Genomic DNA, 11,811 nt, shown 5'->3' on the forward strand with positions numbered 1-11,811 from the left:
TTTTTTATTGTCTGAATTTTAATAAGTGAGCCAATAGCCAGTAAATGTATGCCATCAGTTTTTCTAAGGGAGCGATATGCCATTGAACACAAATAAAACTCTGATTTTATTGCGCTACCTTTTCTTACCTTGGAAGGCTTATATTCGCTGGTGTGACAAGATGGGGCTGACGCTAGAGAATAAAAGAAGTTGTGCCCCTCGAATTGAAGAGCCCCAGCTGAATGTTGATGTTCTTGCTTACATGAAAAAAAATCGAATAAAACCTGAAAGAACCCAATTGAATTGTAATAACAATGATGAGGGGACTGAGCCTTTGAAGGAGAACCTGCATGATTGATACTCATGCACACCTTGACCTTGAGGATTTTGATCATGATCGCGATACGTTATTTAACGAAATGCGAGCCCATGGCATTACTAACGCAATCATACCCGGTATTAGTGAAACGCAATGGTGCAAACAAATTGCGATTGCCGCTGAATTTAATTGCTACTACGCCTTAGGCATTCACCCTTGGTATGTCCCTAACAATATTGATGATTCATTAACTTTATTAGAACAAAAAATAATCGAACATAAAGATAATGCTCGTTTTGTTGCGCTCGGCGAGTGTGGCCTTGATAAATTAAAGCCAAACTTTCCTATGCAATTAGAGTTACTTTCTGGGCAGTTAACAATGTCTGTCAGGTTTCATCTTCCTGTCATATTGCATGCGGTAAAATGTCATCAAGAGTTAATTGAATTATTAATCCGTAACCCCAACCCTCGAGGCGGTGTGATACATGGTTTTTATGGTGGGCCTGAGCTAGCAAAGCGCTATATTGATTTAGGATATAAATTGGGAATAGGGGGATTATTGATGAACCCTAATGCTAAAAAATTACGCAAAACGATCACAGAAATAGACATCAAACATTTCTTAATTGAAACAGACTCACCGAGTATGACGCCATATAATGCACTTGAAAAACGAAATACGCCGCTTCATTTGCCAAAGTTCGTTTCAGAGATCGCAAATTTACAGAAAAAAACAACTGTTTCTATTTTAGAACGATTGAATAAAAACGCCTCCCAACTGTTTGAGCTGTAATTCTTTTTTTTTAAACACAGTTATTAATTAATATTAATGTTGCATAAGATCCTGAAATTAAACTCTAAAAGTATGATCTAATCCACGATTTTCATCTGCTCCTCAGTTATAATCATTAACGGAAAATAGGTGAGTTAACAACAAATATACAAATCGTTAACATAAATAAGGGTGATGATTAATGGATATACTAATGAGTCTAGTAGGTGTGGTTACCATACTAGCAATCGGTTATGCACTATCAAATAATAGAAAAGCAATTAATGTTCGTACTGTTGGTGGCGCTTTAGCTATCCAAGCGTTCTTTGCTGGTTTTGTTCTATATGTTCCAGTGGGTAAAGACATCTTAAAAGGTGTTTCTGATGCTGTTTCTAGCGTTATTGGCTATGCACAAAGTGGTATTAACTTCTTATTCGGCGATTTAGCCCAATTTAAAGTTGGTTTCATTTTCGCTGTTAACGTTTTACCAGTTATCGTATTCTTCTCTTCTCTAATTGCAGTTCTATACTACTTAGGTATTATGCAGTGGATCATCCGTATTATCGGTGGTGGTTTACAAAAAGCATTAGGCACAAGCCGTACTGAGTCTATGTCTGCTACTGCTAACATCTTCGTTGGTCAAACAGAAGCGCCTCTAGTTGTACGTCCATTTATCGCGACAATGACTAACTCTGAATTATTCGCAATCATGGTTGGTGGTCTTGCATCAATCGCGGGTTCAGTATTAGCTGGTTACGCACAGATGGGTGTACCAATTGAGTACTTAGTTGCTGCATCATTCATGGCTGCTCCTGGTGGTCTTATGATGGCTAAACTAATGCATCCTGAAACTGAAGAAGCTAAGAACGAAATGTCTGAGCTTCCTGAAGATCCTGACAAGCCAGCTAACGTTTTAGACGCTGCTGCTGCAGGTGCTTCATCAGGTATGCATTTAGCGCTTAACGTAGGTGCGATGTTAATCGCATTCGTTGGTCTAATTGCAATGATCAACGGTATCATCGGTGGTGTTACTGGTTGGTTTGGTCTTGAAGGTATTACTTTAGAACTTATTCTAGGTTATATCTTTATGCCATTAGCATTCTTAATCGGTGTACCTTGGAACGAAGCACTTGTTGCCGGTTCATTCATCGGTCAAAAGATTGTTGTTAACGAATTCGTTGCATACCTTAACTTTGCTCCTTACTTACTTGATGCATCAGCTGAAGGTTACCAAGTAGTAGCAGAAACGGGTCTGATGATGACTGACAGAACCAAAGCGATTATCTCTTTCGCACTTTGTGGTTTTGCTAACTTATCTTCAATTGCGATTCTATTAGGTGGTTTAGGTGCTATGGCTCCTAGCCGTCGTCATGACTTAGCTAGACTAGGTATCCGTGCTGTTATGGCCGGTTCACTAGCTAACTTAATGAGCGCAACTCTAGCAGGTCTATTCTTAGCGATTTAATCCTAAGATAGGTTTGACGATGAGCTTATTAAAGGCCGTTATTACTCAGGTAATAACGGCTTTTTTTTGTGTGTTTTAGCTAACTTTAACCAAAGTTTAATCTGTTTTTATTTTGTCTGGCATGTCAGTTGCTATGACAAGTTAGTAGTGATTTATATTGATTTAGTCAAAAATTGCAGTTTATTAGACATAAACGTTCTAAGTTGTTAGTGAAAAGTAGAGATATTGTTCACATTTTGGGATTAAGTATTCGTATTTTTACCAATTCTTATTGAGCTTTTATTCATTAGATGTACAATGCAAACGTTTATAAAAATCGCCACCCTCGAAGGTGGTAAATAAATATATATCAATGGGGTTGATAATGAAAAACGTTAAAACTTTAGCTTTAGCTGCTACAACTATCGCTGCAATGTCTGCACCTGCAATGGCTGCTGACCGTGGTGAAGATATCCGTTCTGGCGATTACAGCTGGATGCAGTTCAATGCAATGTATGCATTTGACGAATTACCAAGTGGTGGTGAAAGTGGTCACGACTACTTAGAAATGGAATTTGGCGGCCGCGCTGGTGTTGTTGATTTATACGGTTACGTTGACGTATTTAACTTATTCACTCAAGATTCTGGTGATAAAGGTTACGGCGAAAACAGAATGTTCATGAAGTTCGCTCCTCGTTTCTCTTTAGATGCAATCACTGGTCTTGACCTTTCTGTTGGTCCTATTCAAGAAGTTTACTTCTCTACTCTATTTAACTGGGGTGGCGGTGCTATCGGTGAAGATGTGAATGCATCTTTCTGGGGTCTTGGTGCTGACGTTATGGTTCCATGGTTAGGTAAAACTGGCATGAACTTATACGCTCATTACGACATGAATGGTAAAGACTGGAATGGTTACCAGTTCTCTGCTAACTGGTTCAAACCAGTTCATAACTTTGACAACGGTACTTTCGTAGCGTTCCAAGGTTACGTAGATTACCAATTCGGTGCTGATGACGAATATGGTGATGAATACGTGCCAATGAGTTCTAATGGTGGTGCTGCATACTTCGGTCTACACTGGCATTCAGATAACTACGCTCTAGGTTACGGTCTAAAAGGCTACAAAGATGTATACCTTCTTGAAGATGGCGCAGGTATCGTTGGCCTAGAAACAACTGGTTGGGCTCACTACCTAACAGCAACTTACAAGTTCTAAATTAAACTTGTAAGCGATTGGAGCCACTGAAATAGTGGCTCCAAATTTATTCTTAAATATCCAAAAAAATCTTAAAATATGTTAGTCTTTACTTAAGTACATCGAAAAGTTTGTTAGAATGTATTTAAATAAATATTAACGTCCAAACAGTGGTTTATTTGAACTAACTTTTGATGATTTCGTCATATATGGTTCAACTTAATAGTTTGGATTGATTTGCGCGCTAAAAGGGATTTTTCGCGGAATGGATGGGACAATGTCATTGTTTCACCTCTTCCGGTCTTCAAGGATTCAAGTCGTGGTACTCGTTATCATATTGAATACTTAGTTCAGTAACTTATGAATTAATTTACTGGCAATGCTCGAAGGCCCGGCCTCACAATTAATTTACTGCCAGCTTTACGCATTGCCAAAACAAGATTTTATTAGGTTTTTGTTTCGGAGAGCAAACATGAGTGATTTAAAAAAAGCAGCACAATTAGGTATCTCTTTAATGGATTTAACGACATTAAATGACGATGACACTGATCAAAAAGTGATTGATTTATGCCACAAAGCTAACACAGCTGCTGGCCATACTGCTGCAATTTGTATTTACCCTCGTTTTATTCCAATAGCTCGTAAAACGTTAAATGAGCTGAATTGTGAAGATATCAAAATTGCAACAGTGACTAACTTCCCACATGGTAATGATGATATTGCAATTGCAGTATTAGAAACTCGCGCTGCTGTTGCTTATGGCGCAGACGAAGTTGATGTTGTATTCCCATACCGCTCGCTGATGGCAGGAAATGAATCTTTAGGATTTGAACTTGTTAAAGCCTGTAAAGAAGCCTGTGGCGATGAAGCAATTTTAAAAGTCATCATTGAATCTGGCGAGCTTAAAGATCCAGCTCTTATTCGTAAAGCTTCAGAGCTTTCAATTGATGCTGGCGCAGACTTCATTAAAACATCTACGGGTAAAGTGCCTGTTAATGCAACGCTAGAAGCCGCTGAAATCATGCTTACAGTCATCAGTGAAAAGAACCGCAACGTTGGTTTTAAACCTGCAGGTGGCGTTCGTGATGCTGCTCAAACTGCTGAATTTTTAGGTGTTGCTGAGCGTTTACTTGGCGCTGACTGGATTAGCCCTGCAAGCTTTAGGTTCGGCGCTTCAAGCCTATTAAAAAGCTTATTGCATACGCTTGAACTGTCTGATGCTCCTCAAGGCGCACAAGGCTACTAAATAGAGAGTGGCTAATTAAAGACTTCAAGTTGATTAATCTCGTCATTAGTTAGCCAAACTTGTTTTAACGGTTTTAATTGATAGCATCGATCACCATCGCATTCATGTGATTGGTGCCATCTTGTTAAGGCGGATTGTACAGACTCTAAATGATTAGGGCTTATACATGATGTTGGAGGAAATAGTATGTTTCTCGCTCAAGAAATTATTCGTAAAAAACGTAATGGTGAAGCTCTCAGCAAAGCTGAAATACAATTTTTTGTAGATGGTATTACTCAAAATACTGTCTCAGAAGGTCAAATTGCCGCTTTCGGTATGGCTGTTTACTTTCAAGATATGAACATGGATGAACGTATTGCCTTAACCACAGGCATGCGCGATTCTGGCACTGTATTAAACTGGGATTCATTGTCATTAAATGGCCCTATCATCGATAAGCACAGCACTGGCGGTGTGGGTGATGTTATTAGTTTAATGCTTGGCCCAATGGCTGCTGCCTGTGGCGGTTATGTGCCGATGATTTCAGGTCGTGGTTTAGGTCACACTGGCGGCACACTAGATAAATTCGATGCAATTCCTGGTTACCAAACCGAACCATCTAGTGAATTATTCCGTAAAGTTGTTAAAGAAGCGGGTGTGGCTATTATTGGCCAAACAGGTGATTTAGTCCCTGCTGATAAACGCTTTTATTCAATTCGAGATAATACCGCTACCGTTGAGTCAATCTCGCTTATTACCGCTTCAATTCTTTCCAAAAAGCTCGCAGCAGGGCTTGATGCTTTAGCGATGGATGTCAAAGTAGGTAGCGGCGCTTTCATGCCAACTTACGAAGCATCTGAAGAGCTTGCTCGCAGCATTACTGCGGTAGCGAACGGTGCAGGCACTAAGACGACCGCTCTACTCACAGACATGAACCAAGTGCTGGCGTCTTGTGCAGGTAATGCAGTAGAAGTGCGTGAAGCGATTAATTTCTTAACGGGTCAATACCGTAATCCACGTCTTTATGAAGTCACGATGGGTTTATGTGCTGAAATGCTGGTATTGGGTGGAATTGCCCAAAATGATGCTGATGCACGTAATAAGTTAAATACCGTATTAGATAACGGTAAAGCTGCTGAGATATTTGGTCGTATGGTATCAGGTCTTGGCGGGCCGACTGACTTTATCGAGTCATATGATAAATATTTACCTCATTCGCAAATCATTCGTCCTGTGTATGCAACCGAACAAGGTTTTGCCCATAGTATGGATACTCGTGAGTTAGGTTTAGCCGTTGTCACACTTGGTGGCGGACGCAGAAAGCCTGGTGACAAATTAGATTACAGTGTTGGCTTAACAGAAGTTTGTGCTTTAGGTGATCAGATTACACCTGATAAACCTATCGCCATGATACATGCACAATCTGAAGCGGCATTTGAAGAAGCTTCAGCCGCGGTTCAAAAAGCGATTCACATTAAAGATTCAGCACCAGAGAAAACGCCTGAAATTTATCGCTATATCCGCGCTTCAGATTTATAAGGGAGTGAGATTATGAAACGTACATTTATTATGATGTTGGATTCGTTCGGTGTAGGTGCTGCAACGGATGCTGATAAATTTGGTGATGTTGGCTCAGATACTTTTGGCCATATTGCTCAAGCATGTGCCGAAGGTAAAGCGGATATTGGTCGTCAAGGACCATTAAAGCTACCTAACTTAGCCAAGCTTGGCTTAGGCCATGCGGGTTATGAAAGCACGGGTAAATTTGCTGATGCGTTTGGCGATAATGTCGAGGTTATCGGCGCCTATGGTCATGCTGATGAACTAAGCTCTGGTAAAGATACACCGAGTGGTCATTGGGAAATGGCGGGTGTACCTGTTCTATATGAATGGGGTTACTTTTCTGACTTAACAAACTCATTCCCACAAGAGTTAACTGATAAAATTTTAGCTCGTGCTGGTTTAACCGAGTTTTTAGGCAATTGCCACGCATCAGGTACTACAATACTTGAAGAGCTTGGTGAAGAACACATGCGTTCTGGTAAGCCAATTTTTTACACTTCTGCTGATTCGGTATTTCAAATTGCCTGTCATGAAGAAACTTTTGGTTTAGAAAACCTTTATCGTTTGTGTGAAATCACTCGTGAAGAGTTAGAGCCTTATAATATTGGCCGTGTTATTGCGCGTCCATTTGTGGGTACTGGCCCTGATGATTTCGCTAGAACAGGCAACCGTCATGACTATGCGGTATTACCGCCTGCTCCAACTGTATTAGATAAACTTAAAGATGCCGGTGGTGAAGTGGTGAGTATTGGTAAGATTGCCGATATTTATGCCAACAGCGGTATTACGCAAAAGTTTAAGGCCACTGGGCTTGAAGAGTTATTTGATGCAACGCTTGAACAAGTTAAGCGTGCAGGTGATAACACTATCGTGTTCACCAATTTTGTTGATTTTGACTCTCATTATGGCCATCGTCGTGATATAGCAGGTTATGCCAAAGCGTTAGAGTATTTTGACCAACGCTTACCTGAACTATTGGCCTTGCTGAATCCTGAAGATTTGATTGTATTTACAGCGGATCATGGTTGCGACCCAAGCTGGCAAGGTACTGAGCATACTCGTGAGCGAGTACCTGTGTTGGCATTAGGCGCTGGTTTAGCTGCAGGTTCATTAGGTCGTCGTAATAGTTTTGCTGATATAGGTCAGTCAATTGCGAGTTACTTTGAGCTTGAGCCAATGGAATATGGTGAATCTTTCATTTAACAATGAAACTTACTGTCTTCTAACGATATTATTGTTAATAAATATAGTAGAATCGGTTTGAGTAATTAAGGGGATGACTTAATTACTCATTTTAAAGATTTAAGATAAAAATATAGGGGTTTTTCATGGCTACACCACATATTAATGCTGTTGACGGTGCTTTTGGCGAAACAGTTTTATTCCCAGGCGATCCATTACGTGCAAAATACATTGCTGAAACGTTCTTAGAAAACGTTGAGCTAGTGACTGATGTTCGTAACATGTTTGGCTACACTGGAACTTATAAAGGGACTCGCATCTCTGTTATGGGTTCAGGTATGGGTATTCCTTCTTGTTCAATCTATGCTCATGAGTTAATCAAAGAATACGGTGTTAAAAACCTGATTCGTGTTGGTACTTGTGGCGCGATTAGCACTGACGTAAAAGTACGTGACGTAATTATTGGTATGGGTGCTTGTACTGACTCACAAGCCAACCGTTTACGTTTCAAAGGTCAAGACTTTGCTGCTATTGCAGATTATGGCCTAATGAGCGCTGTTGTTGATTCAGCTAAAGCTCATGGTACTAACATCCGTGTTGGTAACGTTTTCTCTGCTGATTTATTCTACACTCCAGATCCTTCTATGTTCGACACAATGGAAAAAATGGGTGTTTTAGGCGTCGAAATGGAAGCTGCTGGCCTTTATGGCGTAGCACACGAACTTGGTGCTAAAGCATTATGTGTCGTAACTGTTTCTGACCACATCAGAACTGGCGAAAAGACCTCTTCTGACGAGCGTCAAACTACGTTCAATGACATGATTGTTATGACATTGGATGCAGCAATTACTCTTTAATGTAGAGTCTTTGCTCACTAAAAAGGGATAACGTCAGCGTTATCCCTTTTTTGATGTCTCTTTTTAAGCTATACCCTGATACTTAGCTAAAGTTTGTAGCCTGTTCAACTTAATACAGGCTATCGAGTTTTAGATTTATTCTTACTGCTGGTATCTTCAGCTTGTTCTTCTTTGATGTCAGATAGCTCTTGAAACTCTAGTTTTACTGCTTCGTCTTGGCTAATGTCATTCTTGTCAAACCCACTGTCGTTTAAGTCACTGTCCTTAAAGTCGCTTGCATTTAAGTCACTGTCATTTAAGTCAGTGTCATTTAGCTCATCTTCAGCGGTATTTTCAATCATACTATTTTGTAGCAAGTTGCTATTTTTGCGCCCTTGCTTAGCTCTGGTTTTACGGCGATCAAAGTCTGCACGTTTAAAAGATAAGGCTCTTGAAAGTAATAAGCCGATAATGCCCGCTACAATCAACATTGTTTGCTGCAACTTCATATTTTCTTGATATAAGGTTTTAATTTCATCAAAGAAAATGCGCAGATTTAACCGTACTTCAATATAACCTAAGTTATTTTCGCCCTGAAGCACGTTTTCAATCAGTGGCGGGTAAGGGGAGAGAAGTTGCTTAAGTTCCTTGTCATCGGCGTCTAAGTCATCTTCTGAAACAGATTGAGCAAAGGCGAGTCTAACGCCTTGGGCATCATATATATTAACTGACATGACTTTAGGATCATCAATCAGTGCATTAGCAAGCCATTGAAGCTGTTCATCATTTTGCAAAAACATTGCTGGCGCAGCTCCGTTAGCAGCCTGTTGCGCTAGCAGCCTTGCCATGATCTGGGTTTGCGAATTAAGCAATTGCTGGCCGTTATTGAGACTGGATTTCCACAGGTGTGTTAGCCCTATCAGCAAAATAATCGCCAAGACGATTTGAATTAGCCTACTGATTTTTTGACTTTTCTTAAGACCTTTAACAAAAATCACTTTAATCCTTGGTATTTTTTCTATTTAATTAATACTAATCGAAATATTTAATAGTAGATAGTCGCAATCATTGAGGAAATGCAGTCGATGGAAAGTCAGAAAAATATACAAGCTTTAACTTGGTTATTCTCAGGGTTTGATGCGTCTTTTACTCATAGTGATATAACACTGACTCGTTATTTTGAAGATGAGTTTATTAATAATATTCAGATAAAACAGCCGCATCGATTTCGGGTGATATTTGATGAGTCGGCATTTGATGGGATTAGTCAGTGGTTTGAAGGTTTAGAACAAGATTGTTCTATTGCGGTGTTAATGCGCCACAACAGCCTGAAAGGAGTTGAGATTGCTTCATCTTCTCGATTAACCCAATTAATTGAACAGTTTCCTGCTGACATAAATGCCGAGATACTTGAAGTGACTCAAGCATTACCAAGTTTTTTTAAGCCGGGCTTATTGGTCATGGATATGGACTCAACGGCGATTCAAATTGAATGCATAGATGAACTAGCAGCAATGGCGGGTGTGGGCGATGCTGTTTCAGAAGTCACAGAAAGAGCAATGCAGGGTGAGTTGGACTTTGAAGAAAGTCTGCGATTGCGTGTCGGTAAACTTGCTGGTGCCAGTGAAGAGATTATTACGACACTATGTCAGAACTTGCCATTAATGCCAGGGCTTGAAAGCTTAGTTGCTGAGCTTAAACCTAATGATTGGAAGTTAGTATTAGCATCTGGCGGCTTTACGCCTTTTGTGGGCCACTTAAAAGATCTTTTAAAGCTTGATGCTGCTTATGCCAATGAGCTTGTGATAGAAGACGGCAAGTTAACAGGTGAAGTCACTGGTGAAGTGGTAGATGCGCAATATAAAGCCGATGTGATTGATAAAAGCAGCGCATCGTGGCAAATAGCGGCGGGTCAACGAATGGCCATTGGCGATGGCGCAAATGATATCCCAATGGTTAATGCGGCAGACTTTGGGGTCGCTTTTCATGCTAAACCTAAACTGCTTGCGGCCGCTGATGCCAATATTCAAAAACTAGACTTACGTTGTTTAGTGTTTTACTTACAAGGCTAAGCTATTCAATAAACTATACACAAAACTATACAATAAACTGAACTTATCGCGATGGTGCTTTTTATTGTGATGAGGTTTGCTTGGCAATGAGTTTGTTAGGAAAACTGGTGTGCTCTTGCTGGTGAAGTCGCTCTCTAGCATGAGCGACTTATTCAAATAGATTTGATTAAATCTATTTGGCTGATTAGATTTATTACTCTAATTTACTTGTATTTAACACTCGCTGTGTTTACCGTGGTTATATTCATGATGACGGATATATCAAGACTTGTATGCAGCACTCTCATTACCTTCCTTACCGAAATGGAAAACTTCATCTTCGCCATATCAAAGCAAGCCCTTTATCTCAGTCGGGTAGCGATAGTCGTACCCCCATCTTGATGCTTCATGGTGCTATGTCTAATGGGCGCGTTTTTTATAGCCCTTCAGGTAAAGGATTAGGCTGTTATCTTGCTGAGCAAGGCTATGATGTTTATGTACTGGATACAGCGGGTAGAGGGGCGAGCGAGCCAAGAATTGATGCTGATTATCACATGGGACAAACAGAAGTGATTCTAGAGCAGTTGCCTATTGCCCACGCGTTCGTGCTGCAGCATGCTAAAGCACAAAAGGTGCATTGGTGTGCCCATTCATGGGGTGGGGTGTTAATGGCCAGTAGTTTTATTCGTTTAGCTGCTTTGCGCGATCAAGTGGCGTCATTTGTTACATTCGGTAGTAAAAGAACCATTAAAGTGTCGTCATTTAGAAAAACCATGATGGTAGATTTGTTTTGGAATCGCCTCGCGCCGCTAATGACTAAGTATCAAGGCTATCTTGCAGCCGATAAGTATCGCCTGGGAATGGATAATGAAAGCCGGTTATCGTTATTGCAAACTATTGATTGGGTTAGAGGCGACTGGGTTGATGCAGAAGATCAGTTTAATTATAGCGAGGCGGTACAAAATATTAAGTGGCCGAAAAGCTGGTTTATTGCAGGTAAAAAAGACTTTGTACTGGGTAATCCATCAGACGTTAAAGACATGATGAGTGAGTGTGGACTGGAGCATGCTGACTATACTTTGCTTGCCAAGGATAAAGGCTTCAAACAGGATTACACCCACGCAGGAATGCTCACCGATAAATCAGCTGTGACAGATCACTTTCCGCTCGTGAGTGATTGGTATAACCGTTTTTAGGTTTAAAAGGCTTTATGCAGAGCTTAGCTACACTTAGAAATTGTTAAGT

At 40.4% G+C, this 11,811-nt stretch carries 11 protein-coding genes; 10 read left to right on the forward strand and 1 reads right to left on the reverse strand.

All coding sequences use genetic code 11. The features are described from left to right. Positions 1-76: 76 nt before the first annotated feature. The 8 genes from BCU84_RS04495 to deoD all read left to right on the forward strand — a co-directional run bounded on the left by BCU84_RS04495 (position 77) and on the right by deoD (position 8,536). Positions 77-337, forward strand: coding sequence for a hypothetical protein (locus BCU84_RS04495; RefSeq protein ID WP_102526910.1), 261 nt, complete (start codon positions 77-79; stop codon positions 335-337). Then, the gene (locus BCU84_RS04500; RefSeq protein WP_102526911.1) at positions 330-1,091 is read left to right on the forward strand and encodes a TatD family hydrolase; all 762 of its coding nucleotides are present in this window, start codon (positions 330-332) and stop codon (positions 1,089-1,091) included. Before BCU84_RS04495 ends, BCU84_RS04500 begins: the two co-directional genes overlap by 8 nt. Before the next feature lie 181 nt (positions 1,092-1,272). Then, positions 1,273-2,535 carry a NupC/NupG family nucleoside CNT transporter gene (locus BCU84_RS04505; RefSeq protein WP_102526912.1) on the forward strand — a complete coding sequence of 421 codons (1,263 nt, stop codon included), beginning with the start codon at positions 1,273-1,275 and terminating at the stop codon, positions 2,533-2,535. A 364-nt stretch (positions 2,536-2,899) separates the two neighbouring features. Then, complete coding sequence (locus BCU84_RS04510; protein WP_102526913.1) at positions 2,900-3,730, forward strand: outer membrane protein OmpK; 831 nt, start codon at positions 2,900-2,902, stop codon at positions 3,728-3,730. A 451-nt stretch (positions 3,731-4,181) separates the two neighbouring features. Continuing rightward, positions 4,182-4,955, forward strand: coding sequence for a deoxyribose-phosphate aldolase (gene deoC / locus BCU84_RS04515; protein WP_102526914.1), 774 nt, complete (start codon positions 4,182-4,184; stop codon positions 4,953-4,955). A 186-nt stretch (positions 4,956-5,141) separates the two neighbouring features. After that, positions 5,142-6,473, forward strand: a complete 1,332-nt coding sequence (gene deoA, locus BCU84_RS04520) for a thymidine phosphorylase (protein WP_102526915.1) — start codon at positions 5,142-5,144, stop codon at positions 6,471-6,473. Between the two features lie 12 nt (positions 6,474-6,485). Further along, complete coding sequence (locus BCU84_RS04525; protein WP_102526916.1) at positions 6,486-7,700, forward strand: phosphopentomutase; 1,215 nt, start codon at positions 6,486-6,488, stop codon at positions 7,698-7,700. A gap of 125 nt (positions 7,701-7,825) precedes the next feature. After that, positions 7,826-8,536, forward strand: coding sequence for a purine-nucleoside phosphorylase (gene deoD, locus BCU84_RS04530; protein WP_102526917.1), 711 nt, complete (start codon positions 7,826-7,828; stop codon positions 8,534-8,536). A gap of 119 nt (positions 8,537-8,655) precedes the next feature. Here deoD and BCU84_RS04535 read toward each other — a convergent pair whose 3' ends face one another. Then, on the reverse strand, positions 8,656-9,513 hold the full coding sequence (locus tag BCU84_RS04535) for an AhpA/YtjB family protein (protein WP_102526918.1): 858 nt from the start codon (positions 9,511-9,513) through the stop codon (positions 8,656-8,658). Between the two features lie 87 nt (positions 9,514-9,600). Between BCU84_RS04535 and serB the strand changes: the two genes are divergently transcribed. Together serB and BCU84_RS04545 are read left to right on the forward strand one after the other, a co-directional pair. After that, entirely contained in the window at positions 9,601-10,587 is a 987-nt protein-coding gene (serB, locus tag BCU84_RS04540; protein WP_102526919.1) for a phosphoserine phosphatase SerB, read from the forward strand. A gap of 272 nt (positions 10,588-10,859) precedes the next feature. Continuing rightward, on the forward strand, positions 10,860-11,762 hold the full coding sequence (locus tag BCU84_RS04545; RefSeq protein ID WP_102526920.1) for an alpha/beta fold hydrolase: 903 nt from the start codon (positions 10,860-10,862) through the stop codon (positions 11,760-11,762). Positions 11,763-11,811: the final 49 nt, after the last annotated feature.

Origin of the sequence: Shewanella sp. 10N.286.51.B7, assembly GCF_002873615.1 — a bacterium.
GTDB lineage: Bacteria > Pseudomonadota > Gammaproteobacteria > Enterobacterales > Shewanellaceae > Shewanella > Shewanella electrodiphila.

Bases quoted from the DNA above. Each gene is read 5' to 3' on its own strand.
- BCU84_RS04500 (WP_102526911.1), top strand. From the start codon at position 330: ATGATTGATACTCATGCACACCTTGACCTTGAGGATTTTGATCATGAT.
- BCU84_RS04525 (WP_102526916.1), top strand. From the start codon at position 6,486: ATGAAACGTACATTTATTATGATGTTGGATTCGTTCGGTGTAGGTGCT.
- deoC (WP_102526914.1), top strand. From the start codon at position 4,182: ATGAGTGATTTAAAAAAAGCAGCACAATTAGGTATCTCTTTAATGGAT.
- serB (WP_102526919.1), top strand. From the start codon at position 9,601: ATGGAAAGTCAGAAAAATATACAAGCTTTAACTTGGTTATTCTCAGGG.
- deoD (WP_102526917.1), top strand. From the start codon at position 7,826: ATGGCTACACCACATATTAATGCTGTTGACGGTGCTTTTGGCGAAACA.
- deoA (WP_102526915.1), top strand. From the start codon at position 5,142: ATGTTTCTCGCTCAAGAAATTATTCGTAAAAAACGTAATGGTGAAGCT.
- BCU84_RS04545 (WP_102526920.1), top strand. From the start codon at position 10,860: ATGCAGCACTCTCATTACCTTCCTTACCGAAATGGAAAACTTCATCTT.
- BCU84_RS04495 (WP_102526910.1), top strand. From the start codon at position 77: ATGCCATTGAACACAAATAAAACTCTGATTTTATTGCGCTACCTTTTC.
- BCU84_RS04510 (WP_102526913.1), top strand. From the start codon at position 2,900: ATGAAAAACGTTAAAACTTTAGCTTTAGCTGCTACAACTATCGCTGCA.
- BCU84_RS04505 (WP_102526912.1), top strand. From the start codon at position 1,273: ATGGATATACTAATGAGTCTAGTAGGTGTGGTTACCATACTAGCAATC.